We start from the raw sequence: 25,199 nt of genomic DNA, 5'->3' as shown, positions 1-25,199 counted from the left end.
GCCGCAAATTCAGAGCGCAGATCAGTGCGGCCGCAAAGCCGAGTTTTTCAAAGGAATAGGCTTGTAGCTGTCCTCGGGCGCGGCGAAGGCGCGGTTCAGTTCGGCCTTCAGCCGATCAAAGGCTTCACGCTCGACGCGCTCCTTGTCGCGGCGGATCAAATCTCGGATGTACTCGCTGACATTCTCGTAGGCGCCGTCCTCGCCGACATTGGCCGCGGCGAACTCGCTGAGCGCGCCGCTGACGCGCACGGTCATGGTGGTGGCCCGAGACATGGCGATCACCCTACATCGTGCGTGTTCAAGATAACCAATATCGAACACGAAACAAGGGCCACGCTCGCCGGGCGGCGGTCCTGCCTACCCTTCTCCCTCCTCGAGAACCAGGCGATCTGCCATCGTCAGCAGCAGAACCAGCACAACGTCTGAATGCCGCGCGAGCGACACCAGGTGCTCGCCGCTCGGCCCACGCTCGCCCGCGAACCAGTATTTCACCGTTCGCTCGCTCGCGCCGGTCCATCGCATGGCGGACTTGATCGCTCGGTGGGTCGATCCGAGCTCTGCGTGCAACGCCATCGCCACGGCCGCGCGATAATCGCCCGGAACATCCTCGGGGTGCACAAATATGCCCATCTTCGGCACAACTGTGCCCATCTTCATCCGCATCTTCATGTGTTTCTCCGCTAAATGTCTGGAGAGACATGAAAACCGCAGAATCCGTCTGTGCCCGTGACGGACCGGTCCGGAAAGCTGCGGCGGGCATCCGCACTTCCGAAGGTGAGGAATATGAACGGCAGAACCGGAACGCCGGCGCATGGACGCATGAGAGGGCCAATGCGACTGGCCGCCCGCCGAGGCACAGCGCGGCACCCGCAACGGGCTGGCCGGGACTTCGCGTTGTGAACAGGGGCACGGTGAATGGCAGGTCAAAGCGGCAATACCGAAACGGGCAGCACGGCGGTCGAGCAAGACGTCCCAGCTATCGCCTACGTCCGGATGTCGACAGACCACCAGAGATACTCGACCGAAAACCAGCTGGACGTCATTCGCAAGTATGCCGAAGCCCGTGGACTCACGATCCTGCGGTCTTTCGAAGACTCAGGGCGCTCCGGCCTACGGCTCGATGGCCGGGAGGCGCTGCAGAGCCTGATGGCCGAGGTTCAGTCGGGCCAAGCCGATTTCAAGGCGATCCTCGTCTATGACGTCAGCCGCTGGGGCAGGTTTCAGGACGCCGACGAGGGCGCCTATCATGAGCACGTCTGCTCCCGCGCCGGCATCCGGGTCCATTATTGCGGCGAGCAGTTCGAGAACGACGGCAGCATCGGCTCGAACCTGCTGAAGACCGTGAAGCGCGTGATGGCCGGCGAGTACAGCCGCGAGTTGTCGGTGAAGGTCTTCGCCGGGCAGTGCCGGCTCGTCGAGCTGGGCTATCGCCAGGGCGGTGCCGCTGGATACGGGCTGCGTCGCGTGCTGATCGACGAGCACGGCAATCCGAAGGGAGAACTGTCCCGCGGCGAGCAGAAGAGCCTCCAGACCGACCGCGTGATCCTGGTGCCCGGCCCCGAAGAAGAGCAGCGGGTCGTTCAGCGCATGTACGAGATGTTCGTCAACGAGGGGCGGCCGGAGCGCGAGATCGCGGAGGTTCTGAACGGCGAAGGACACCGGACCGACCTTGATCGGCCTTGGACCCGGGCGACCGTCCATCAAGTTCTGACCAACGAAAAGTACATCGGGAACAACGTCTTCAACAAGGTGTCGTTCAAGCTGAAGCAGCGTCGTGTCGTGAACCCTCGGGACATGTGGATCCGAGCGGAGGGCGCGTTCCCGGCTATCGTCGACAAGGCCCTTTTCCTGCGGGCCCGGGAAATCGTCGATGCCCGCAGCCGTCATTTTTCCGACGAGGAACTGCTCGATGCCTTGCGCGCGATCCTCAAGCGGCAAGGCATGCTCTCGGGGCTGATCATCGACGAGGCGGATGATCTTCCGTCCTCGAGCGCCTATCGCAGCCGCTTCGGCAGCCTGCTCCGCGCCTACCGGCTGATCGGCTACGAGCCAGACCGCGACTACAGCTACATCGAGATCAACCGCGCTCTGCGACAGGCGCATCCACAGGTCGTGGCCGAGATCATCGCCGGGGTCACGCGGCACGGCGGGCGGGCTGTCCAGGACCCGGAGACCGATCTGCTTCGCGTCAACGACGAGTTCACCCTGTCCATCGTGCTGGCCCGCTGCGCGGCGACGGCGGCCGGGTCACTGCGGTGGCGCATCCGCCTCGACACCGGCCTCGTGCCGGACATCACGATCGCCGTGCGCATGGACGAGGTGAACGAGGCGCCGCGCGACTACTACGTGCTACCCAGCATCGACATGACTTTCGGGAAACTGAAATTCGCCGAGCAGAACGGGCTCGCGCTCGATGCGTACCGGTTCGACACGCTCGATTTCTTCTACGCGCTCGCCTCGCGGGCCAGGATCACGGAGGTGGCGTGATGCCCGATGACATGGAGCCGACCAGCCAGAAGCAGGTGACCCTGATCCCTTGTGACCGGATCCGGATCCTCAACCCTCGCGTCCGAAATCGGCGCACCTTCGAGGCGATGGTGGAGAACATCGCCCGCATCGGTCTGAAGCGGCCGATCACCGTGGCCCCGCGCGCCGGGACGGACCCGCAGGAGTATGACCTCGTCTGTGGTCAAGGCCGCCTCGAGGCCTTCATCGAGCTCAAGCAGGACCAGATCCCAGCCATCGTGATCGAAGCCGACGAGAGCGATTGCCTCGTCATGAGCCTCGTGGAGAACTGCGCAAGGCGACAGCACAACCCGATCGATCTGATGCGCGAGATCGGCTCGCTTCGCGAACGCGGCTACAACGACCGCCAGATCGGCGAAAAGATCGGGGTCTCCTACGAATACGTGAACATGATCGCCGGGCTGCTCGAGAAGGGTGAGGAGCGCCTGGTCTCCGCCGTGGAGACCGGACTGCTGCCGCTCAATCTGGCCATCGAGATCTCCAAGACCGACGCCAAGGGCGCGCAGAAGGCGCTGATGGACGCCTATACTCAGAAAAAGCTGCGTGGTCGAAAACTGACGCTTGTGCGCCGCCTGATCCAGCAGCGCGAGCTCCGCGGGCCCCACCAGATCAAGAGCAATGCACTCGGGCGGAGGGTGGCGAAACGCGCGCTGACCAGCGAGGGACTTGTCCGAGCCTATCAGCAGGAGGCGGCACGTCAGAAACTGCTGATCAAGAAGGCCGAACTCGCGCAGAGCCGGCTCATTTTCGTGCGGGAGGCGTTCCGGAAGCTTTGCGCGGACGAGCACTTCATGACGCTGCTGCGGGCCGAGGGTCTGGAGACGATGCCCGCCGATCTCGCCCAAGCGGTCACCAGTGGACCCTCGTCATGAAACGGGCCGCGGACAAACGCCCGGCCAGCGTCAATCACGGCTTCGAAGCTGACTGTGTCACCCTGCCGATCGACGTGATCTTGCCCCTGCGAGCCCTCGGCAAGAGCGCAAAAGCCAGTCGAAAGTACCGGCAGATCGTCGCCTCCATCGCCCAGATCGGGATCGTCGAACCGCCGGTGGTCGTCCCGAACCCCGACAAATCCGCCACCTGGTTGTTGCTCGACGGGCACCTGCGGATCGAGGCCTTGAAGGATGACGGCGTGCAGGAGGTGGAGTGCCTCGTGTCCACCGACGACGAGGCGTTCACCTACAACCGGCAGGTCAGTCGCCTTGCGCCGATCCAGGAGCACAGGATGATCCGGAAGGCAATCGAGCGCGGCGTACCCGAGGAGAAGATCGCAGCCGCGCTCGATCTCGGCACGCGCAGCATCCAGAAGAAGATCAAGCTTCTCGATGGCATCGCCGAGGAAGCCATTGCGATTCTGAAAGACAAGCCAGCTACGGGCGCCGTGTTCGACGCGCTCCGCAAGATGAAGACCATGCGCCAGATCGAGGCGGCCGAACTGCTGGTCAACGCCAACAACTACTCCGTCGCCTACGTGAAGGCGATCCTCGCTGGCACGCCGCAGGCGCAGCTGGTCGACGCGTCCAAGCCGAAGAAGGTGAAGGGCATCACGCCCGAGGCGATGGCGCGGATGGAACAGGAGTTGGCCCGCCTGCAGGAGGGAATCGCCTCGATCCAGGACACCTACGGCCAGGATCACCTGCATCTGACCGTGATCAAAGCCTACATCAGCAAGCTGCTTGGGAACGCCAGGGTCGTTCGCTACCTCATGCAGACGCGACCGGAATTCCTGTCCGAGTTTCAGACGATTGCAGAGATGGACTCTGTCGCGCCGGCAGAGGCGGAATAGCCGGCGCGGCAGACTTGATGGGGACCCGGACCCGATAAGCGCGGGGACCGCGGGAGACGCCGGACGGTGGGCCGGATCGAGCGCGGCGGTGGAGATGGCGGCGAACCCGCTCGGAGCCCACCAGGCTGGCTCGAGTTTTCGCCGACCGCGCAGATTGTATCGACCCACTGAAAACCTGCTCATGCTACAAGGGAGAACGTAGCCATGAGTAAGACGATGGACGACAGCATCAAGCGGTTGACGGCGAAGCGTAAAACGGCGCTCGTCATCGAGATCATCCAAGGCAAGACGACCGCGTCGGAGGCAAGCCGGTCCTTCGACCTGACGCCCTCCGAGATCGAGGGCTGGGTCGAGGATGCCAAGCGCGGCATGGAGAACTCGCTGCGCGCCAACCCGCTCGACATCCGCGAGCAATACGAGAAGCAGCTCCGGGACCTGCAGGAAGCCTATGGAGAGGCGATGCTGGAGCTGCGGGCGCGAAAAAAGCTGCAGGCCCTGCTGGATGCGCAGGACGGGAATTGATCCGTCGCACCCAGCAGGGCCTCATTGCCGAGGGCGTCGTTGTGTCCGTCGCCAAGCTGTGTGCCTGGTTCGGCATCCCGAGGCGGACGGTCTACTACAAGCCGGTGAAGGCTGCGCCTAAGGTCGAGGCCCGCTTTTCCGAGCCGATCAAGAAGCTGATCGAGGAAGAGCCGTCCTTTGGCTATCGGACCGTGGCTTGGCTCCTGGGGTTCAACAAGAACACCGTGCAGCGGATCTTCCAGATCAAGGGCTGGCAGGTGCGCAAGCGTGCCGTGGGCATGCGGCCTCGCATCCAGGCCGTGCCGTCGGTTGCGGCTGCGCCGAACGAGCGCTGGTCGACGGATCTCGCCCGTATCTGGACGGGCAAGGACGGCTGGGCTTCCTTGGCGTTGGTGATCGACTGCCACAACCGAGAGTTGCTGGGCTGGCATCTGTCGAAGTCCGGCAAAGCCACGACCGCCAGCGCCGCCCTCGAGCACGCCCTGATCGCCAGGTTCGGCACTTTGGGCAAGGTCGAGAAAGAGTTCCTGCTGAGGTCGGACAACGGTCTGGTCTTCACCAGCCACCACTTCACCAAGATCGCCCGCAGCTACGGTCTGAAGCAGGAGTTCATCACCCCACACTGTCCCCACCAGAACGGCATGGTCGAACGCTTCATCCGGACGCTGAAGGAGCAATGCGTGCATCGCCACCGTTTTGAGACCATCCAGCACGCGATGCGCGTCATCGGTGACTGGATCAGCTTCTACAACAAACGCCGCCCTCATCAGGCCCTTGCCATGCGCACGCCTGCCGAGGCATTCACATTAGCGGCTTAACCTGAGCAGATTCAGCTGGGTCGATACAGACACACGCCGGAGATCATTGCGCGCACTGCCCGCGCGCTGAAGAAGGAGCGGCCTGGTGCACCAGCAGTTTGCAGGCATGAGAGCCGATGTAGCCCGCGCCGCCCGTGACCAAGACATGTTTCATTGGATCTGCCCTTCAAATTCCGATTTGTGTCTGCGGCTGATTTCAGATGGACCGCAATTGGTCCGCCCCGACAGCCACGCGGGTCTGCACGCCCATGATTTCCATCAGGACCCAGACACGCCGGTCGGGTGCGATCTTTTCCACCTCTGCCACAAAATTGGCAAACGGTCCCTTGGTCAGGGTGACCTGATCGCCGGGCTTCAGAAGCTTTGGTGGCAGCAGCTTGCCCTCGGCGTCACAGCGCAGCATGAGCTGCGAGACCAGGTCCAGCGGCACGGCTGTCGGCTCCTTGCCGAAGCTCACCAGCCGCGTGATGCCATAGGTCGAGTTCACGGTGCGCCAGAGCCCGCGGGCCACATCGAAAGCCACGAAGATGTAGCCTGGAAACAGTGGCCGCATGGCGGTGACGAACTTGCCGTTCCGCTGGCGCGTCTCCTCTTCCATGGGCAGGAAGGTCTGGAAGCCCTGGCGCTTGAGGTTCTTGTCCGCGATGTTGGCGCAGTTCGGCTTCAGCTGCGCCAAAAACCAGCTCGTGCCGCGCTCGTGGAATGTCACCTCGGAACCTCATTAACACCTCGCCGCCCACATATCGCTCAAGCTTGAACAGGTGCAAGAAAGCTCTTCCGGGTGCGACGTGACGTCTTGATGAAGATGACGGCCGCTCGCCCTCCAGCGCATTGATATAATGGGAGAATACAGAACTATCAGCTTGATACACTTTCCTGCCTACGCAAACGTCCGACTGACTTGACGACAGTTCGGAGGCTGAGTTGGACGGGAGTGGCGAGATTACCGAGTTTCGGGCGGCGCAATATGTGCGCATGTCGACAGAGCACAAGCAGTATTCAACGCACAACCAATCCGACAAGATCCGCGAATATGCCGAGAAGCGCGGCATCGAGATCATCAAGACCTATGCCGACGATGGTAAGAGCGGCCTTTCAATCGGCGGGCGCGCTGCCCTGCAGCAGCTGATCGCGGATGTGGAATCCGGTGCGGCCGATTTCAACGTGATCCTGGTCTATGACGTCAGCCGCTGGGGCCGTTTCCAAGACGCGGATGAAAGCGCCTATTACGAATACATCTGCAAGCGCGCCGGCATCAACGTCGCCTATTGCGCCGAGCAGTTCGAGAATGACGGCTCCCCCGTCTCGACCATTGTCAAAGGCGTCAAAGCGCCATGGCCGGCGAATACAGCCTCGAACTCTCGGTCAAGGTCTGCGCCGGCCAGTGCCGCCTGATCAAGTTGGGCTTTCGCCAAGGCGGCGCGGCAGGCTTGCCTGAGCCGCTCTTGAGCAGATGCCCACCGATAGCCCTACGAGCGTTAACGACTGACGAACTGGTGATGTTCATCTGGCGCGAAGGGCGTAGGCAAGGCACCAGCGACGTGGCCTTGGACGCCGCGGTCGAAGCTTTCAAGCGTGCGGGCCAGGCAAGCCAACCGAGTCTGAGAACTGCGGCACGGGTGCTGCAGAGGGCAGCCGATCTCGAATGTCACCCCACGCTGCATTGAACCGATGTCACGAGCTCGTCACACAAGGGAGGCGGCCTCGTGACTGAATTCGAGATTATCTTCGACGTGTTTGGTATCGGCGCATGCATCGTTGGCGCCATCCAGGTCACCATCGCCTACCGCTCTTCGATACGAGATGTCGAACCAGATCCGGAACGGGTTCGGCGATTTGTGGAACGGGGAATGGAGTTACGGCGGCAGGCACTGGAAGAATCGCGCGCAACCGACAGGCCGAGCGACGACGTCACCGAGCCAAAGTCTGCAGATCTTCCCACGCGGCAAGCGGATACTGATTGAGCTCGTCCCGTATGCTGCGCCACTTCGGCATATTGTCGTCAAGGACCTTGATGAAACGCTCATCATGGCGCGGCGATATCAAGTGGGCGAGCTCATGCAGCAGTACGTACTCAATCGCCCGAACGGGTTTCTTCGCGAGCTCGAGGTTGAGCCAGACGATCTTCTTGTCCGGATTGCAGCTCCCCCATTTCGTTTTCATTGGCCGGATGCCCCAAGCTTCGGTGGCAACGCCTAAGTGCGATGACCAATGCTCGAGCCGTGGAGCCACGTGCTCCCTTAGGCGAGCCTTGTACCAATTCTCCACACAACGCCTGCGTACTGCAGGCGTTGTGTCTGCCGGCACCGAATAGCGGAGCCGGTCACTGCCGATGAGTTCGATCCGGTGGACCTTCTTGTCCCAGTGGATCACATCCAGTCGAAGAGGCCAGCCGAAAACGAAGTGCGTCTCGCCGGAGACGTACTGCCGGCGAGTCTGGCGCTCCTGAGCGAGGAAACGGGCCTGTTTGCGGCGAACCCAATCCATTCTCGTGAGTACAGCCAGCTTGACGGCATCGAGACTGACGCTCAGCGGGGCGGCGACTCTGACCTGGCCATCAGGCGGATAGACACCGACATGGAGGTTCTTGATCGCCTTCCAGCGGACCTCGACCGGCGTCCCTCCGATGATGTGGTGTTCAGTATTCACCATGGTTCTTCAGTATCTGCAGCAGCGTTTCGACAGTGTCGGGATCCGAAATCTCAGCTTCCAGGCAGCGTTTGACTTTCTTTTCTTTCATCGTATGACCGCGCCACCCGTGGGGGGCAGTCGCTCGTACAGCCTCGTCGACCCGGCGCGCGAGGGCCTCATCTTGTCCGAGGTTGTCGAACAACGCCTTTTGCCCGGGCGATTTCATGCTCTCAGGATAGGTATTGCCATGCCCGGATTTCGCGGCCCTTACCAGTTCCGCGACCTTCTCCAAATACTCGGCATACTCGATCGCGCCGCTCCGGCGCTGCGCCACCAGGTCAGTCAGCAGCTCCGACATCTTCTCGTAGAACTTGGGGTTCACGGGGGTTTCGTCGATGATCAGCTTCCTGACGTTGTTCTCGATCGCCTCGGCGACATTCTCACGCTTCCGCTTGGATAGCGCCGGAAGATCATCCTCGGCTTGGGCGCCCTTGCTCTCGACCAGGTCAATAAGGCTGATGTCATCCAGGTGAGAGATGACCTGAGAGTCGTCGGCCCGGATGTAATTGTCGATCAGGTGGCGCATGGCCGGCTCGTAGAGCTTCATGTCAACGGCATCGCCGCTGTGGAGCCGCACGGCATCGCGGACGCCGATGGCATGTTCGACCTCCTTGCGCATTTCCCCCAGTTCCAGCTCGTTGAAGTCTGATCCGTCCGGCTCGGCGGCGACGTTCGTGTAGGCGCGCGCATACCGCCCAGCCAACTTGTAAAGCGCTTGGCGGCGGCGAGCCTTCTCTTCCGCGTCCGGATCGCTTTCAATCCCCCCGGGGCTCGAGAAATAGGCGAAGAGCTCATCGTCCCCCTTGGGCTGTTCAACGGCATCCAGAAGCCCGAGCCAGGCATCGCGCGCTGTCCGCAGATCCGTGTCGGCCTGCTCGGCACGGTCCGTGATCAGGCCCTCGACATCCTCCTTGTCGAAGGCATCGAACGCCTCGGACGTATAGTCATCCACCGCGCTCTCGATGTTTCGGAACAGATCCTTATAGTCTACGATGTAGCCGAAGTCCTTATCGTCACCGTCCAGGCGGTTCACCCGGCAGATCGCTTGGAACAGCCCATGATCCCGCATCTGCTTGTCGATGTAGATGTAAGTGGCCGTCGGCGCATCGAAGCCGGTCAAGAGCCGGCTCACGACGATCAGCAGCTTCATCCGCCCCGGCTCTTTCTTGAACAGCCGCAGGGCCCCTTCTTCGTATTCTTCCTCAGACGTATCACCCAAGAGATCGGTATAGACCCGGTGGACGCGCTGCTTCTCGGTCTCGCCCATGCCGGTTTCTTCACCGGTAATTTCCGGGGCGGCGCGTTTGTAGGACGTCACGATCGCGCACTTGTCGGCCAGGATTGACCCGGACTTCCGGAAAATCTCGAAGAGCTCGCACGCCTCGGGGATGGAGCCCGCCACGAGCATGGCGTTCCCCATGCCCGCATTCAGGCGCGGCTTCATCTCCATGTCCAGGATGATATCGTTCGCGATCTGCTCCAGCCGGTCACGGCTCGACAGCACACGTTGAAGCGTTCCCCATCGTTGCTTGAGCGTCGCCTTTGCGATCGGGGTCAGCCCCTTCGTCTTGGCCTCGAACCAGGCGTCGATCTTGTCCGGCGCACTGATCCTCTGGTCGATGTCGCGGGCTTCATAGCGCAGGTCCAGCACCACGGCGGCGGAGGTGGACATGGCGTTGGGGATGGCACGTCCTCGGGCAGAGCGTGCTCTGGCGGCGCAACAACGATCACATCAGCAGGTGAACAGCTGGGTTCCGCGGCAGGTGGTCTGGGCGGCTTGAACGGTCAAGCGCCACGTTCTGGAAATAACGGCGAAGGGACAGCATACGGTCCTGGTGGCGCCGGGGGAAAAGTCAATTCTGCTGGCGGCGCGGCGCTCAGTTCATCCTATGGCGCGGGTGGTGGCGGAGGGGGCGGAGATAACCCATCGACCTATGATTCGTCCGGTGCGGGTGGGTTTGGCGGCTCGGCTGGGACGCGGCGCACTGGCTCGATTGAGTCGGTCTACGGTGCCGTGCTGAACATCAGAATCGGCGCTGGCGGCCCCGGTTCTAATGCCGGCTATCGCGGAGGCGACGGCGCTGCGGGATATGCACTGACCTGCCCCCCGGAAGTTCCCTCGCTGTGATGTAGAGTCTGCCCAACCTGAGAAGGAGCAGACGATATGAGAAAAAGCCGTTTCACCGAGGCGCAGATTATTGGGATGCTCAAGGAGCAGGAGGCTGGTTTGCCGAGCTCCGAGCTTTGCCGGAAGCACGGGCTGAGCCCCGCGACGTTCTACAAGCTCAAAGCCAAGTATGGCGGGATGGATCTGTCGGACGCCAAGCGGCTGAAGCAGCTCGAGGACGAGAACGCGAAGCTGAAACGCCTACTGGCGGATGCGATGCTGGACAACGTGGTTCTGAAGGATCTGTTGGGAAAACCCTGACGACACCGATGGCGCGGCGGGACGCGGTGTTGCGGGCGATGAAGGACCATCCGATCTCTCAACGCCGGGCCTGCGTCCTGATCGGTGTCGATCCGAAGACGGTGCGGCGTGAACGGCCGCCCGACAACCCGGAAATCCGTGAGGAAATGCACAAGATCGCCGAGGAGCGCCGTCGCTTCGGCTATCGGCGCGTGGGTATCCTGCTGGAGCGCAAGGGCATGATCATGAACGAGAAGAAGCTCTACCGCATCTACCGGGAAGAGGGCCTGTCGGTGCGCCGCCGCCGTGGCCGCAAACGGGCGCGCGGCAGCCGAACCCCGATGCCAGTGCCCCTGCAGCCAAATCAGCGTTGGTCGCTGGACTTCCTATCGGACACATTCGGGGCCTGCCGGAAGTACCGCATCTTGGCCGTGAACGACGATTGCTGCCGCGAGAACCTGGCGCTGATCGCTGACACCAGCATCTCGGGAGCCAGGGTGGCGCGGGAGCTTGATGCGCTGGTCAGGGTCTACGGAAAACCGGCCTGCATCGTCAGTGACAATGGCACCGAGTTCACCAGCAAGGCCATCCTGAAATGGGCCAACGAGAACGGTGTTGAATGGCACTACATCGATCCGGGCAAGCCCCAGCAGAATGGCTACATCGAAAGCTTCAACGGCAGCCTGCGCGACGAATGCCTGAACGAGGAGATCTTCGACAGACTGGCCGATGCCCGGCGCAAACTGGCAATCTGGCGATACGATTATAACCACGTCAGGCCGCATTCCTCGCTGGGCAACAAGACCCCCGCAGAAGCTCGCCGGGCGCTTGAGCAATCTGAGGGCTCCGCGCCCGGCGCGCTTGCCACACCTGAAACCTACCACTATCAACCCCAAGGGCTCTCGTTATGAACGAGGGACGACCGGGGGGCAGGTCAGCACGCCTGACCTGGGACGAAAAAGCCGCCAGCTTTACAGCCGGCGGCTCGGTGGTTGTCGACTAGGAGGCGAGAAAATGCAGTTTCTAGAGATCGACGCTTTGACGGGATATTCGGCTGCACTGGATGCCCTGATTGAAGGCCAGCGCGCGGCGCTCGTGGAAATCGTGTTTTGTAACAGGCTCGGGTCTTTATCGGCGACGGCCGTGTTCGAAGACATTGAAGCCCTGCGCGAGATTGCCGGTCAGGTCCCGGCTGAGATCGAGAGGGCCGTCTCGAAGCGTTATGGCGTCGATCTTGAAAGCCTGGCCGAAGGCCGGGCTCGGTTCTACGTCGATGGTGACGATTCAGAAACCGTGCTCCTTGGATTCACCTATTCTGCTGTAGGGCAGCTGAAAGAATGGAAGCGATATCGACGAGATCCTGATTGCAAACTGCGCCTCCTGATCGATCGGTTCGATGCCGCGGACGTGGCAATATCGATCGGAGAGGTGGAACACGCTGGAGGTCCAGATCTATGGAAAGGGCCGCGAGATTTGCCTAACAAGGCCAAGCAGGCAGGTTTGCAGGTCATTTTCCTCGCAAAAGACGCAAAGGATCAGTGCTACTTGCGCGTACTGCCATCATGAGCACCACGTCCATTGGGGAGTTCACGAAATGTTCTTGAGGCGACAAGCGTGAATTGCGATCTCACCCGAGCAAGACACGTTTCACGCGCTCCACGCCCTTCGCAACGAGTTCATCGTCGCCACGCGCTTCAACGTTCAGCCGCACAACCGGTTCGGTGTTTGAACTGCGCAGATTGAACCGCCAATCTCCCATGTCGAACCCCAAGCCGTCCATTTCGTCGATGGATATCGCTCCGGGTTCAAATTCTGATCGGACCCTCGCGATGGCGGCCTTGGGATCGTCGAGCGTGAAATTAATCTCCCCCGAAGAGGGAAATGCCGCTTTGCGATCCGCCACAAGATCCGCCAGCGGCCCGTGCCGGCTGACAAGTTCCGCGACGAGGAGCCAGGGGATCATGCCACTGTCGCAGTAAACGAAGTCGCGGAAATAGTGATGCGCAGACATTTCTCCGCCGTAGACAGCGTTTTCATCCCGCATCGCTACTTTGATGAAAGCGTGACCTGTGCGGGTTTGGACCGCCCGCCCGCCGGCTTTCGCCACAAGGTCCTGTGTGTTCCAGATGATCCGGGGATCATGAATGATAGTCGCGCCTGGATCTTTGGCGAGGAATGCCTCTGCGAGCAGACCGACAACATATTCGCCGTCGATGAATGAGCCTGTGTGATCAAAGAAGAAGCAGCGGTCAAAATCGCCGTCCCACGCAACCCCGAAATCAGCCCCTGAAGCGTGGACAGCTTCAGCGGTCGCTGATTGGTTTTCTGGAAGGAGCGGGTCTGGGATGCCCTGCGGGAACGTGCCGTCTGGCGCGTGGAACAGACGTTCGAACACCAGCTGGGCCCCAAGCTCTCCAAGCCGTGCTGCGATGGCATCTAAGGTCGGGCCAGCAGTGCCATGGCCGGCATTCACCAAGATTTTCAGAGGCTGCAGAGCGGAGATGTCGACCAACTGGCAAATATGCTCGACGTATGCTGTCCGCGCCTCTTCGGCGACGTTCCGGATCTTGCCGAGAGTAGCGTTTTTCTCGAACGCGTTTGCTTCAGCGACTTCTTTGATGCAGGCCAAACCACTTGCTGCATCAAGTGGCGCCGAACCTGCCCGCACCATCTTCATGCCATTATAATCCATCGGGTTGTGTGATGCAGTAACGCAAATCCCGCCATCGGCACCGAAATGCGTGGTTGCGAAATACATTTCCTCTGTGCCAGAAAGCCCGAGATCAAGCACCTCGCACCCCTGGTCAATCAAACCCTGTGCGACGCAATTCGCCAGCGCTTCCGAGGACGATCGGACATCGTGGCCGAGAGCTACCGTTTTCGCTTGAAGAGCCACGGCAAAAGCTGCACCGATGCGGTAGGCGATGCCTTCGTCCAAGTCGATGCCCAGGCGTCCACGAATGTCGTAGGCTTTGAAGCAGGTGAGAGGGGTTATCCTTTCGTCCCTTGCCCGCGGGCATAGACATCCTCATAGCGGATGATGTCGTCCTCGCCCAAATAGCTGCCGGTTTGCACCTCGATAAGGGTTAGCGGCACTTTGCCGGGGTTTTCCATGCGGTGGATGGCGCCGAGAGGGATGTAGACGGACTGGTTTTCCGCAACGAGTTTCACTTCACTATCGACAGTCACCTTTGCTGTGCCCTCAACGACGATCCAGTGTTCGGCGCGGTGGTGGTGCGACTGCAGCGACAGTGCGGCACCAGGATGAACGACGATGCGCTTTACCTGGAAACGAGGCCCGACGACGAGGCTTTCGTACCAGCCCCAGGGGCGGTAGTCGCGCGGCAGTGTCTCAGCCTGTGACACGGCTTTCGATTTGAGCTCGGCGACCGCCTGTTTGACCTCCTGCGCGCGATCCTTGTGTGCAATGAGCACGGCGTCTGGCATGGCGACGGCAATAATGTCCGTCAGGCCGATGCCCACAAGTTGCTGCGCCTCGCTTGTCGCCTGCAAGAACGTGTCATGGCAATCAAAGGCGGTTGCAGGGCCTGCGGTGACGGTGCCCGAGGTGTCTGCCTCGGCCTCGCGCCAGACGGCTTGCCAGTCGCCGAGGTCGGACCAAGCGCCGGCATAGGGGACAACGGCCAAGTTCGGCGCGCGTTCCATCACCGCGTAGTCGATCGAGATATCGGGCAGCTCTGACCATGGTGTCGGTGCGAGCCGGGTGAAGCTAAGGTCTTTTTCGGCTGCGTCAAAGGCAGCGCGAGTGGCGGTCAGAACCTCGGGCGCGTGGATGGCAAAGGCCTCGAGGACTGCGGTGGTAGAGAAAAGGAAGATGCCGGCGTTCCATAAGTGCATGCCACCAGCGAGTAGCGCCTCGGCTTTGGCGAGGTTGGGCTTTTCGACAAAACTGCGCAGGGTTTGCGGCACGGGGGCGAAGTCTGGCGTCGGGCTTGAGAGTTCGAGCCAGCCGTAGCCTGTCTCGGGGCGGTCGGGGCGGATGCCGAAGGCAACAAGCTGCCCGGCGGACGCGGCGGGTGCTGCGGCCTGAACCGCAGCACGGAAACGGCCGGCGTCAGGGATTACATGGTCCGAGGGCGCAACCAGCATCAACGCGCCGGGCGCGCGGGCCTCAAGCGCCAGAGCGGCGGCACAGATGGCGGCGGCGGTGTTCTTGGCGGCAGGCTCGATCAGGATGTCGGAGGGAGCAATTTCCAACGCGGCAAGTTGCTCAACTACGATAAAGCGGTAGTCGGCGGAGGTGACGATCGAAGGTGCTGCAAATCCGGCGCCCGAGAGGCGGCGCGCAGAGGCCTGATAAAGGCTTTCATCGCCAGTCAGCTTGACGAACTGCTTAGGATAGGATTTGCGCGACAAAGGCCAAAGTCGAGAGCCGGAGCCACCGCAAAGGAGGACGGGATAAATGAGTTGGGTCATAATATTTGCCTAGCGGCGATAGTTGTCGGCATTTTCCAGAAACCACTGGTAGGTTTCGGCTAGGCCCTGGTCTAATCCGATCTGCGCCGACCAGCCCATATGCGCAAGCCGCGAGACATCCATTAGCTTGCGCGGGGTTCCGTCGGGCCGCGTCGAGTCGGTCACGATGCGGCCTTTGTAACCCGTGACAGCCGCGACCTTCTGCGCCAGTTCAAAGATTGAAATATCGGTGCCGGAGCCGACGTTGATGTGGCTGAGCATCGGTTGGGTATTCGTCTCATAGTCGGCTTTCGGCAGATCCAGCACGAAAAGCGATGCTGCCGCCATGTCATCCACATGCAGGAATTCACGCCGGGGCGTACCGGTGCCCCAAATCATCACCTCTTCGGTCTCTGAATGCACGGCCTCGTGGAAACGGCGGATTAGGGCGGGGAGTACATGGCTGTTCTCGGGGTGGAAATTGTCGCCTGGCCCATAAAGATTGGTCGGCATGACCGAGCGGTAGTCGGTGCCGTACTGGCGGTTGTAGCTCTCGCATAGCTTGATCCCGGCGATCTTGGCTATGGCATAGGGCTCGTTCGTCGGCTCCAGAACGCCTGTCAGCAGCGCATCCTCGCGCATCGGCTGGGGCACCGCGCGGGGGTAGATGCAGGATGAACCAAGCTGCAAAAGCCGGGTGACACCAGCGGCATAGGCCTGGTGGATGACATTCGCTTCGATCATCAGGTTTTGGTAAATGAAATCGGCAGGGTAGCTGTTGTTCGCCATAATGCCGCCCACCTTTGCCGCAGCCAGGATCACCACATCAGGGCGCTCCGCCTGCATAAATGTCCGCACGGCAACCTGATCGGTGAGGTCAAGTTCCACATGGGTGCGGGTGATGATGTTGGTTTCGCCGCACGACTGCAGAGCGCGCAGGATCGCGCCTCCAACCATGCCACGATGGCCTGCGAGGTATATCTTGCGCATCGCCTTAACCCTCGATCGAGATCGGGAGATCTAAACCGTGATCGCGCAAGAGGCGGGTGCGCCGCGCGTTCCTCAGGTCATGTGCGACCATCTCGGCGCACATCTCCTGAACCGTGATCTCGGGCGTCCAACCCAGCTTGGCCTTGGCCTTGGAGGGATCGCCGAGCAGGGTTTCGACCTCGGCAGGGCGGAAATAGCGCGGGTCGATGCGAACGATCACATCGCCAACCGACAGCGCGGGTGCCGCATCACCGTCAATCGCAGCTACAATGCCTACCTCGTCAAGCCCTGTGCCCTCAAAACGCATCGTGACGCCCAGCTCGGCGGCGGACCATTCAATGAACTGGCGCACGGAATATTGTACGCCGGTGGCGATGACAAAATCGTCGGGCGTATCCTGTTGCAGCATCATCCACTGCATGCGGACGTAATCTTTGGCGTGGCCCCAATCGCGCAGGGCGTCGATATTGCCCATGTAGAGGCAAGGCTCCAACCCTTGGGCGATATTTGCGAGGCCGCGGGTGATCTTGCGGGTCACGAAGGTCTCACCCCGGCGCGGGCTTTCGTGGTTGAAGAGGATGCCGTTGCAAGCATAGATCCCGTAAGCCTCGCGGTAGTTCACCGTGATCCAGTAGGCATACATCTTGGCCACGGCATAGGGCGAGCGCGGGTGGAAGGGCGTCGTCTCGCGCTGCGGGATTTCCTGCACGAGGCCATAGAGCTCCGAGGTCGAGGCCTGGTAGAAACGCGTCTTCTTCTCCAGCCCGAGGAAGCGGATCGCCTCCAGCAGGCGCAGCGAACCGATCGCATCCACGTCGGCAGTGTATTCGGGCTCCTCGAAGCTGACGGCAACATGGCTCTGTGCACCCAGATTGTAGACCTCGTCAGGCTGGATCTCCGAGAGGATCCGGGTGAGGTTCAAGCTGTCGGTCAGATCCCCGTAATGCAGGATGAAATTCGCGTTGTTGACATGCGGATCCTGGTAGATGTGATCGACCCGCTGGGTGTTGAACAAAGAGGTACGGCGCTTGATGCCATGAACCTCGTATCCCTTCTTCAGCAAAAATTCCGCTAGGTAAGAGCCATCCTGCCCCGTGATGCCGGTTATCAATGCTTTCTTGGACATATCTTCTTCACTCATTTATCTTTAGGTTGTGAACGCATTGTTGCCAACGCATGCTTGGTTCTGAACTGATCTGGAAACCCCCGGCGCTTCGTATTTGCGCATCCCGCCACAGGTCCATGACACATCGTCGGGAAGATCAACGCAGCGACCGTATTGATGATCTCATGTTCTTTCAGGGTTGCCGACGAAAGGCTGACAAGAGCACATCAAAGATGAACACTGGAGCCGAAACGAACATCCGTTTCCATAACCGTCTTGGCTGTTGCGCCAGTCGCGGCAACCATTCAAGGCCAAGTTTCTGGAAAATCATCGGAGATCGCTTCACCTGGCCGGTATAGAAGTCGAACACAGCGCCAATGGCGCCGGCAAACTTCACCGGCAGCTGATCTCTGTGCTCTGCGATCCACTTCTCCTGTTTGGGGGCGGTCATTCCAACCCAGAGAACATCCGCTCCGGACGCCGCCACTGCGGAGATAATCTCTGCGTTGTCCTGGGGGCTGAATTCAGGCTTGAAGGGCGGGGAATATGCACCGGCCAGACGGACATTCGGATAATCCAAAGCCAGCTTTTCCCCTATCAAGCTAATGGTATGCTCCGTACTGCCCAGAAAAAACACGCTGCCACCGAGCCTTTCGAGGTCTGACATGACACTCTCAAAGACATCGAAACCGGTGATGCGCTCATTGATCGTACCTCGAACCAGCTTAGACGCTATCACGACGCCGACACCATCCGGAACCAACCACTGTGCGGCCTGAAGAGCTTGTCCAAACCCCGTGTCACCACGTGCAACAGTATAGGAGTGAGGGTTGAGACACGCCAACCACTTGCACTGGCGCTCTTCGCTCCTCAGGCAGACGCCAAGCTCCTCGGCAAGCTTGCTTTTCGGCGATGAGAATACATTGTATCCAACAATATCGACCGTCGTCATCTAATCTTCCCTTGATAGCTCTCGGCACGGAGAGGCGGTTCGGTATGCCTGATCGGGCCTCTTCCCGTCCAGCGATGCATGCGGTCTCCGTATGCTGTAAAAAGCAGGTCGCGGACAAGCTCTGTGCGGGTTCTCGAGACGTTGCCATAGGCGCGCACGCAGATCGCTTCGAAGCTGATCATTCCTCAAGGGCATCCGCTGATACAGGAGCCGGAATGGCATCGGGTCGAAAAAATGCCCAAGGGGCATCGCGCCAGATGCCGGTTCCATCCATCCCGATACCTGCTCATGATTTCAGACTGGCCGTCTCTGACGACAGCTTCTTTTTGAGCATCCGCGCCGAAAAGACCGGTCGCGACAAGGCTGCCAGAACGAAGTAGATCGACTTGCTCGATCTCCCCTCCAACTTGGCAATCAAATGCTTTCTGAACATATTGCACGATGCCGCGAAAAACGCAGCTTCCACGCCCAGTGGAATCGACGTTCCGGCACGATCGACGAAGTCCAGATACGCGATATCCTCGCCGAGTTTCGAACGGCTGCGGGCAGCCTCCAACGCGTATTTGTAGGCAACAAGCCGTTCCCTTGCCTTCGATGCAGAATAGGAATTGAGATCCACCCGCAGGTGATGAACGATTTCCGGCAGGTTCCTAAGCTGCGCCACTTCCGATGCTCTTATGAAGAAATCCAGGTCCTGACCCGGGCCAAAGACGTGATACCCACCAATCGCATCAAACACGTCCCGTCTGATCATGGCCGCCGGATGACAGACCGAAAACCGCATAAGATACAGATCCCGAACGATTTCTTCGTGCTCTAACGGAAACACAGGTCCCGTTCTGGACAGATCGTTATACATGAAATCGATCTGCCCGCCGACAACACCACAGTCTGGATGTCTGCGAAGAAACGCGACCTGGGATGAAAGACGCCCGGCCGGCATGACATCATCCGCATCCATGCGCGCAACAAGAGGCGATTCAATCTGCGAAAAGCCAAAGTTCAACGTGTCGCCCAGGCCCCGACCGGACTGGAACCGGCAGACCTTCAATCTTCTATCCTGGATGTTCTTCAGTATTTCGGGGGTCTCGTCCGTGGACTCGTCATCCACAACGAGAACGTCAAAATCTTCAAAATCCTGTGCCAGAACACTGGTCAGGCATTCCTCCAAAGTATCCGCGACATTCCTGGCAGGGATCAGAACTGTAACCTCGGGCATGCGACAATAGCCTTTCTTCTTCCGCTATTGATCTCAGACGCAGATCTGCGTCACAAAATCTTAAAAAATGACATACTCATCCAACAAAACTCAGCCAAAGGCCCAAGACACGCATAGCGCCGTCTTGCACCGAAGCTTCCATAGCAAAAAAGTTCAACCTTCCAGGGGATGAGATAGAGGTAGAATAAGGTGCCAGCCACCGGCCCCGGCAGCCAGGTGATGTCCCTGGACCAGACCTCGCAGGGGCCCTTCGCGTGGAAGCTCGCAGGTGGCTTGGACCGGCTCGGTGGCCGGGCGCGACCGCAGCGGTGGTTCTGCCCGCGCTCCTGCAACACCCTGTACATGCTGGATTCCGAGGCGATGTATGTGCCCTCGTCGGCCAGGCGCGGCACGATCTGGCTCGGCGGCAGGCTCGCGAACTCCGGCGCGTTGCAGGTGGCGACGATCTGGTCGCGCTCCGCCTCGCTCAGCTTGTTGCGCGGTGCGGGCCGTACGGCACCGGGGCGTCCATCCTCGCGGTTCCCGCCGGCCGGATCCCGCCAGCGCTGCAGCGTTCGCGGATCAAGCCCAAGCACCGCACAGGCCGCCGCCTGGCGCGCACCGGAACCGACAGCTTCGTTCACGAGGGCGACGATCTCCTTGCGATCAGGGGCAGAGGTCATTCGTCCTCTCCCGCCCTGCGGCCCCAGATCGCTTCCGCCTTTTTTCCAGCAAGAGCAGCGCGGCCGCCTCGGCCAGCGCCTTCTCCTTGCGCGCCAGCTCCCGCTCCAATTCACGGATGCGCTTCCTGTCGTCCTTGGTCTCCTGCGCGATCTGCCGCGACGCCGCACGGTCCCAGTCATTCGCCCGCGCACAGGCTTCCCGCCACACCCGAACCTGCTCCGGATACAGGCCCCTCTGGCGGCAGTATTCGGACAGCTCGGCCTCGTTCAGTGCCGCCGTCTCGATCGCCGCCGCAAACTTGTCCTCGGAGGACCAGCCCTCCGGTCCTGATTGCCCATCGGGAAGCAAATCGCCCCACGCGCGCGCCTCCGAACGCCACCGCGACAGCGTCCCGATCGAGATGCCTTCTTCAGCGGACAAGCGTTTCAGCGACTGGTTGTGGGGGGAAGCATCTTCGCGATCACCGATGCCTTCTGCTCGGTCGAGTATGCCATAGGTCGTCCTCTCCTCCGCCCGCCTCGTCGGGTTCAATTTACCATTGAAACCCAGGCGACAACTATCCTGACGGAGGGGGAAGGCTACCATCTGTCGATATCTCGGAACGAACGAGACCTGAGAGCCAATCTCAAATCCCAAACAACCCGCCAAAACCCTTAACGGGGTTTTCTGCACTCAGCCCCACTCGACCCCTTACAGGAATCGTCTGAACTCTCGCTCCGGAAGTCGCACCATCAAGGGCAAGAGCATGATCAGCAGCCACATGAATGTCGACTGAACGAACACATTTGCAATGGTGCATCCCATCAGGAAGAACCAGACAATAGAATGTGCGAGGAGCGCGCCATTGCTCCTTCGTTTTATAGCACTTCGCAAAAACCCAAAGACAACACTCAGCCAGAACGCAACAAACACGCCCAGCCCAATCAAACCATAATCGGTGAGGACTCTGACATATTCATCATGGGGGTCCTGCGAGCCCCAGCCAGCAAAATATGTTGATCGGTTTGACGCCGCCCCGGACCCCAAGCCAATAGCCGTCGACATTGGTTCGGAAAATACCTGCGACGAAAAATAATGCCAGAAGAAAATGCGTGCGCCGATCGTGCCCCCACCGTATCTATCACCGGCCTCCAGCCTGGAGGCAACCACTTCGGGAGTATTGGATTCGATAGCGTATCCAATTTTGTCCCAATGGACAAAGACAACAGTTGACATCATAGCGATAGCTAACACTTGAAAAATAAATGCCTTCGCCTTGCCCCTGATGGCGACGGCCATTGTTATATGTATCCAGATCGCAATAGACGCAAAAAGAGCGCCGCCGACGCCGCCGAGCAATATAAGCAGCGAAACGGGAAGAGCGAAATGAAAAGCAGGAACCCTCTTCAGTCCGAACTGAAGGAGAAGAAGGAGACCCGTAAGGTACATCAAGTGGTTGTTGTTGGTCAATGTGCCGGCCGGCCGGTCCATGCCCAGTCCGAACTTTTGAAAAAACAGTATCGGCACCTGAATGCAGAGAAGAATTAAAAATAGCCGATAGATCTTGAAAAAATCAATCCTGCCATTTCGGACAAGTATATACGCAGAAATATACGTCGCAAATCGAATGACCTCCAGCGCGAAAAACTTGAGAGTCCCGTATTGCACGTAGACATGAAAGCCGCTGAACAGAAGAATGACACCAGAAATGAAAAGAAAGATAAATACCCTCTGACTGACGATGATCTCTTTCTTTTCCAGCATCAGCAACACGGTTGCGATCAGCAGAATCAGCGATCCAACGATTCCGAGCCCGATACCGTCCAATACGTAGCGGAAGAAAAACGCAAGAGAGACAAGCAGAAACCCGGCGTCATACGACGTATTTGATCTGCTAAGTATCAAGGCTGTTCCATTTCAGAAACATGACGTTCAATATCATTGAAGATCCACACTTCGCGCTTGCCCATAACATTCGTGTCCAACTGAATGGACAACCCATCCTGTGAAACCGACGGATGAAAATCACACCTAGCCGACACATCGAGGCTCGGCCGTTCAGGCAACGCCAGTACCCGCGCAATCCTGCCATCGAATGCGCAAAGGTACAACTCTCGATGCTGCTTCCCGTTCGGGTAGGTATCCGTGATATACAGGTTCTCCCGGAGGAGGTTTGGATGGCCATCCGGCAATGACGTTGTCACCGGCTGAACGTTCGACGAAATATCAACGAGATAGTATCCGGGGACATCGTCCAACTTCCCCCACAGGATAATCTCGCGCGCATTTTTCCACGAATAGTGACTCACCATCGCGTCGCGCAGCAAACATGTTGTGGTGCCGTTCCGGACGTCGTGCAGCATCAGGAAATGTTTGGTCGACTGGTCGTTAGTGCCGCTCCCATACCGCAACAAAAAGACGATGAAGTTGCTGTCGGGAGAGATACAGGCATGGTTCAAACGACACCCCTGCGGGATCGTCTCGCCCCCCCCGATTGCATTGGAAAATGTCTCCCATCGCACAAATCGTTCCGTATTCGTTCGATGGTCGAGAACAAAAAGATAGGGAGACAGGTCATCCCCCTCCCCCAAAAGGCTTTCGGTATATCCGTAATCCTTGCGGAATCGGCTCAGGCAGCGATAATTCAGAGACACGAAGCAATCGGATGTCGCATCCTGAACGGGATGTTCCAGCTTTTCCGTTGTGGACTGGTGCAGGTTGAAAATTCGGGTGCCAATCTTCCCGTCCTCGTATTTGTTGTAGATCAGACGATCCTCGTCCAACCAGAAAAGACGAGACCCCTGTTGCCAGTTCCACGCAAGGGTCGAGTCTATCTTGAGGACGAGCTCTTCTTTTTCTCTATCCCACAAGAGCAGATCGGTCTCACTCTGGTTCGCGGGTTCTCTGCTGGAGTTTTCGTTATTTGCATGGAGCAGGACGTGGTTCGAATGCCCCGGACGAAAGGGCGAACGGTCATAATATCCGCAAAAGACGTGCCGGTAACCCGGCACGCGGATCTTGGTCATCGACATGTCGCTCTCCGGCGTAAAGAGCGAGGCGCGGTATCTTTTGTAATTCCTTAGAAACCGCGCATAATCATAGGCTCGGGTACTCCGAAGGCGTGCTTTGATTTCATTTGCTCTGAACATTCGACCATCAACTCTAAATGTGGGGTTTCTCGGGGCGTGATCGATAGAAGCGGTGTTATCGTCGGGTGAAAAAGTCTGCGACAGCATAATAATAGGAATGAAGCAGTCCGGGAACCGCAGACACTGTCCCGCGCCTGTTCCCCGGTTCCAGCGCCTTGTTGATCGCCATCTTTATCGTTTCACCCGCACCTTCCACCAGATACTGGGCCTTGATGTATCTTGCGACGTCTGTGTTTTCATCTTGCGCAGCGAGAAGCGTTTCCTTTGTGGAGATCATCTCCAACAGCGGCTTGAAATCGGTTTCGAACTGGCGTCCGGTAAAATTTGTCTTTTGCAGAGTCCGAACGGTTTCGGTTGTAATCGGAATGACACCGTTATCTTCGGACAGAACGAAGCTCGGCTTTTCAAGCATGGAGCTGGTAAGGACACTGCGCCCCTTGCCGATAGCGATATCCATGGGAACGACGGCTGTTTCGATGTTGTCGACCCAGCCATGGCTGATAAAGCGGAGATTTTCCGGCCGATCCAGATTTTCAGGCGCCATCGCCTTTTCAAAATCACTGGCAGAGGGGTCCAGCAGGTTCTGTCCGAAAAAATGTACGGTCACGTTCGCCCAGGAGCTCGATGCGTTTTCGTAGAAAAAACGGATACAATCCCGGACACCCGCGTGTGTCGTCTGCTTCAGGTTGCCGACGACCGCGATGTTCAGCTCTGTGTTGTCTACAGGCTTCGGCGTGGTCATGCTGCAGTCCAGCTTGATCCGGTTGGAGCAAAGAAAGACGTTCTCTTCGGGATAGCCGGATTTCAGCAGTTGGGCGACATTCTCGGCGCTATAGGCGATTGCAGTCCGGTCTTTGGTCGCTGCAAGCTGTGCCGTTCTGGGAGCTCCCCCGGGAATCACGATGAGCAGCGGGATCGAGAGTTTCGCGGCGATCGGTGAGAGAAAGCGGAACTGGCTTGCCCGGTTTGAAATAATGATATCGGGCGCTTCGCTCTTCAGAATCTTCATCCACGCCTTCGCAGTGGTGAATATTCCCAAAAGGTTTTTCGATGGAAACCTAGGCGCGCAAACGACCTTTGCTCCCGGCGGCGCGAGGCGGTTGATCTGGTCGCTCAGGGTGCTCGCGGTGATCGTGAATGCGAATTCGCTGCTGTCGAGTTGGGAAATCTGTGCGGAGAGAGACCGTGGAGACCCGCCAATATCGTCCAGAAGGTCAACCAGCACTCGGATTTTGCTCTGCGTTTGGACCACGTTAAATTTCTTTTTTACAATGGGTTGTGAGAAATATGTATTATGACATCAGGGCTTGAGTGACCCTGGACATGTCGGATCCGCTGGCCCGGATATGCGCCGCAGGTCACGAGGTGGTGCGTCTTGCCGGTGCCTATGTGTAGATGTTGCCGTAGACCTCGATAGTGGTCCACCTGTCCAAAACGTGATTTGGTTCCGAGGTTACGCCTACGAGCGCCACCCGTCCAGCAAAGCCGCGCATTAGCGAGGATACCACTGTTGCATTGCCCGAACCGAATATCGGCCGGGTAAAATCTGTGCCCTCAGCCAGCTGAAAGCCGTTAGGACCCTGATCTGACACATCACCGTTTACGCCTGTCGTCATAGGCACGTCATCACAAGCGCAGATCGGTAACATTGCGGCCAGCGCCGACATCAGATCGAAAAGCGCTACGCTTTTCTTGCTGTCGGAGTGAACGTTTCAATGCCAAGCGCCTCCAATTCATGATGAGTGTGTCGCGCCCTTCGGCGGTGCCAACGCTGGCCATTAAATTGGTATGCACGACTGCTGTACCGAAGCTGTAGCTTCTAAATCCAAGCCCCTCTATGATCGTACTGGGCGGGGCATAGTCTGGGTAATGTACCGGGTGAGCCGAGAAGATGGATCCGATGTTGCGCAGCTTGCGCGGGAAAAAACGACTGCAGCCGACAGGCATCACCATCCCTCCACGGAGGATATCTGGCT

The 25,199-nt window shown here is 59.2% G+C and carries 25 protein-coding genes and 1 pseudogene; 9 read left to right on the top strand and 17 right to left on the bottom strand.

Annotated features, from left to right (window positions below; all coding sequences use genetic code 11):
- Positions 1 to 21: 21 nt before the first annotated feature.
- Positions 22 to 273, bottom strand: coding sequence for a ribbon-helix-helix domain-containing protein (locus A6W98_RS10305; RefSeq protein WP_042464898.1), 252 nt, complete (start codon positions 271 to 273; stop codon positions 22 to 24).
- 84 nt (positions 274 to 357) lie between these two features.
- On the bottom strand, positions 358 to 669 hold the full coding sequence (locus A6W98_RS10300; protein ID WP_042461129.1) for a hypothetical protein: 312 nt from the start codon (positions 667 to 669) through the stop codon (positions 358 to 360).
- Positions 670 to 915: 246 nt separating this feature from the next.
- Here A6W98_RS10300 and A6W98_RS10295 point away from each other — a divergent pair, with 246 nt between their 5' ends.
- The 5 genes from A6W98_RS10295 to A6W98_RS10275 all read left to right on the top strand — a co-directional run bounded on the left by A6W98_RS10295 (position 916) and on the right by A6W98_RS10275 (position 5,652).
- Complete coding sequence (locus A6W98_RS10295; protein ID WP_042461126.1) at positions 916 to 2,487, top strand: recombinase family protein; 1,572 nt, start codon at positions 916 to 918, stop codon at positions 2,485 to 2,487.
- Positions 2,487 to 3,398, top strand: a complete 912-nt coding sequence (locus tag A6W98_RS10290) for a plasmid partitioning protein RepB C-terminal domain-containing protein (protein ID WP_042461123.1) — start codon at positions 2,487 to 2,489, stop codon at positions 3,396 to 3,398. Before A6W98_RS10295 ends, A6W98_RS10290 begins: the two co-directional genes overlap by 1 nt.
- Positions 3,395 to 4,312 (top strand): plasmid partitioning protein RepB C-terminal domain-containing protein, encoded by a 918-nt coding sequence (locus A6W98_RS10285; protein WP_042461120.1) that lies wholly within the window; start codon positions 3,395 to 3,397, stop codon positions 4,310 to 4,312. The genes A6W98_RS10290 and A6W98_RS10285 overlap by 4 nt, the downstream gene beginning before the upstream one ends.
- A gap of 204 nt (positions 4,313 to 4,516) precedes the next feature.
- Positions 4,517 to 4,834 carry a DUF1153 domain-containing protein gene (locus A6W98_RS10280; protein ID WP_042456997.1) on the top strand — a complete coding sequence of 106 codons (318 nt, stop codon included), beginning with the start codon at positions 4,517 to 4,519 and terminating at the stop codon, positions 4,832 to 4,834.
- Positions 4,831 to 5,652, top strand: a complete 822-nt coding sequence (locus tag A6W98_RS10275; RefSeq protein ID WP_042456999.1) for an IS3 family transposase — start codon at positions 4,831 to 4,833, stop codon at positions 5,650 to 5,652. The genes A6W98_RS10280 and A6W98_RS10275 overlap by 4 nt, the downstream gene beginning before the upstream one ends.
- Positions 5,653 to 5,848: 196 nt before the next feature.
- On the opposite strand, the gene nusG is transcribed toward A6W98_RS10275, so the two are convergent.
- The gene (nusG, locus tag A6W98_RS10270) at positions 5,849 to 6,361 is read right to left on the bottom strand and encodes a transcription termination/antitermination protein NusG (protein WP_042461117.1); all 513 of its coding nucleotides are present in this window, start codon (positions 6,359 to 6,361) and stop codon (positions 5,849 to 5,851) included.
- 266 nt (positions 6,362 to 6,627) lie between these two features.
- Between nusG and A6W98_RS10265 the strand changes: the two are divergent.
- A pseudogene (locus tag A6W98_RS10265) lies at positions 6,628 to 7,082 on the top strand (recombinase family protein); the annotation flags it as partial.
- Between the two features lie 276 nt (positions 7,083 to 7,358).
- Entirely contained in the window at positions 7,359 to 7,616 is a 258-nt protein-coding gene (locus A6W98_RS21055; RefSeq protein WP_155734774.1) for a hypothetical protein, read from the top strand.
- Here the strand turns inward: A6W98_RS21055 and A6W98_RS10260 are convergent.
- Together A6W98_RS10260 and A6W98_RS10255 are read right to left on the bottom strand one after the other, a co-directional pair.
- Positions 7,564 to 8,304, bottom strand: a complete 741-nt coding sequence (locus A6W98_RS10260) for a M48 family metallopeptidase (protein WP_042461115.1) — start codon at positions 8,302 to 8,304, stop codon at positions 7,564 to 7,566. The two genes, A6W98_RS21055 and A6W98_RS10260, sit on opposite strands and share 53 nt — an antisense overlap.
- Positions 8,291 to 10,015, bottom strand: a complete 1,725-nt coding sequence (locus A6W98_RS10255) for a type I restriction endonuclease subunit R (protein ID WP_196760173.1) — start codon at positions 10,013 to 10,015, stop codon at positions 8,291 to 8,293. Before A6W98_RS10255 ends, A6W98_RS10260 begins: the two co-directional genes overlap by 14 nt.
- 492 nt (positions 10,016 to 10,507) lie before the next feature.
- Here A6W98_RS10255 and A6W98_RS10245 point away from each other — a divergent pair.
- Together A6W98_RS10245 and A6W98_RS10240 are read left to right on the top strand one after the other, a co-directional pair.
- Positions 10,508 to 11,661, top strand: a protein-coding gene (locus tag A6W98_RS10245; RefSeq protein WP_155734773.1) for an IS3 family transposase whose coding sequence is annotated in 2 segments (ribosomal slippage) — positions 10,508 to 10,766 and positions 10,766 to 11,661 — 1,155 coding nt in all. Because the reading frame shifts where the segments join, the coding sequence is not laid out codon by codon here.
- A gap of 103 nt (positions 11,662 to 11,764) precedes the next feature.
- On the top strand, positions 11,765 to 12,316 hold the full coding sequence (locus tag A6W98_RS10240) for a hypothetical protein (RefSeq protein ID WP_042461111.1): 552 nt from the start codon (positions 11,765 to 11,767) through the stop codon (positions 12,314 to 12,316).
- Positions 12,317 to 12,377: 61 nt separating this feature from the next.
- Here A6W98_RS10240 and A6W98_RS10235 read toward each other — a convergent pair whose 3' ends face one another.
- The 12 genes from A6W98_RS10235 to A6W98_RS21050 form a co-directional block, all read right to left on the bottom strand.
- Positions 12,378 to 13,745, bottom strand: coding sequence for a phosphohexomutase domain-containing protein (locus A6W98_RS10235; RefSeq protein WP_042461108.1), 1,368 nt, complete (start codon positions 13,743 to 13,745; stop codon positions 12,378 to 12,380).
- Positions 13,742 to 15,187: a mannose-1-phosphate guanylyltransferase/mannose-6-phosphate isomerase gene (locus tag A6W98_RS10230; protein ID WP_042461106.1), complete on the bottom strand. Its 1,446-nt coding sequence runs from the start codon at positions 15,185 to 15,187 to the stop codon at positions 13,742 to 13,744. Before A6W98_RS10230 ends, A6W98_RS10235 begins: the two co-directional genes overlap by 4 nt.
- Positions 15,188 to 15,196: 9 nt before the next feature.
- Complete coding sequence (fcl, locus tag A6W98_RS10225) at positions 15,197 to 16,156, bottom strand: GDP-L-fucose synthase (RefSeq protein ID WP_072071676.1); 960 nt, start codon at positions 16,154 to 16,156, stop codon at positions 15,197 to 15,199.
- A gap of 4 nt (positions 16,157 to 16,160) precedes the next feature.
- Positions 16,161 to 17,282, bottom strand: coding sequence for a GDP-mannose 4,6-dehydratase (gmd, locus tag A6W98_RS10220; RefSeq protein WP_042461103.1), 1,122 nt, complete (start codon positions 17,280 to 17,282; stop codon positions 16,161 to 16,163).
- Between the two features lie 172 nt (positions 17,283 to 17,454).
- Positions 17,455 to 18,213 (bottom strand): WecB/TagA/CpsF family glycosyltransferase, encoded by a 759-nt coding sequence (locus A6W98_RS10215; protein ID WP_042461101.1) that lies wholly within the window; start codon positions 18,211 to 18,213, stop codon positions 17,455 to 17,457.
- Positions 18,214 to 18,499: 286 nt separating this feature from the next.
- Positions 18,500 to 19,432: a glycosyltransferase family 2 protein gene (locus tag A6W98_RS10210; RefSeq protein WP_052678001.1), complete on the bottom strand. Its 933-nt coding sequence runs from the start codon at positions 19,430 to 19,432 to the stop codon at positions 18,500 to 18,502.
- A 50-nt stretch (positions 19,433 to 19,482) separates the two neighbouring features.
- Complete coding sequence (locus tag A6W98_RS10205) at positions 19,483 to 20,094, bottom strand: helix-turn-helix domain-containing protein (protein ID WP_081251885.1); 612 nt, start codon at positions 20,092 to 20,094, stop codon at positions 19,483 to 19,485.
- The gene (locus A6W98_RS21475; RefSeq protein WP_081251883.1) at positions 20,078 to 20,680 is read right to left on the bottom strand and encodes a hypothetical protein; all 603 of its coding nucleotides are present in this window, start codon (positions 20,678 to 20,680) and stop codon (positions 20,078 to 20,080) included. The genes A6W98_RS10205 and A6W98_RS21475 overlap by 17 nt, the downstream gene beginning before the upstream one ends.
- 105 nt (positions 20,681 to 20,785) lie before the next feature.
- A complete protein-coding gene (locus tag A6W98_RS10195; RefSeq protein WP_042461098.1) occupies positions 20,786 to 21,979 on the bottom strand; it encodes a hypothetical protein in 1,194 nt (397 codons plus the stop codon).
- Positions 21,976 to 23,106, bottom strand: a complete 1,131-nt coding sequence (locus A6W98_RS10190) for a hypothetical protein (RefSeq protein WP_042461093.1) — start codon at positions 23,104 to 23,106, stop codon at positions 21,976 to 21,978. The genes A6W98_RS10195 and A6W98_RS10190 overlap by 4 nt, the downstream gene beginning before the upstream one ends.
- Before the next feature lie 172 nt (positions 23,107 to 23,278).
- Positions 23,279 to 24,475, bottom strand: a complete 1,197-nt coding sequence (locus A6W98_RS10185) for a glycosyltransferase family protein (protein ID WP_155734771.1) — start codon at positions 24,473 to 24,475, stop codon at positions 23,279 to 23,281.
- Between the two features lie 374 nt (positions 24,476 to 24,849).
- Positions 24,850 to 25,170 carry a hypothetical protein gene (locus tag A6W98_RS21050; protein WP_155734770.1) on the bottom strand — a complete coding sequence of 107 codons (321 nt, stop codon included), beginning with the start codon at positions 25,168 to 25,170 and terminating at the stop codon, positions 24,850 to 24,852.
- Positions 25,171 to 25,199 lie beyond the last annotated feature (29 nt).

The sequence above is a fragment of the Rhodovulum sulfidophilum DSM 1374 genome, from assembly GCF_001633165.1.
GTDB classification, from domain to species: domain Bacteria; phylum Pseudomonadota; class Alphaproteobacteria; order Rhodobacterales; family Rhodobacteraceae; genus Rhodovulum; species Rhodovulum sulfidophilum.
The sequence above is the reverse complement of the archived record's forward strand: the minus strand, read 5'-3'. Positions and strand labels throughout refer to the sequence as shown.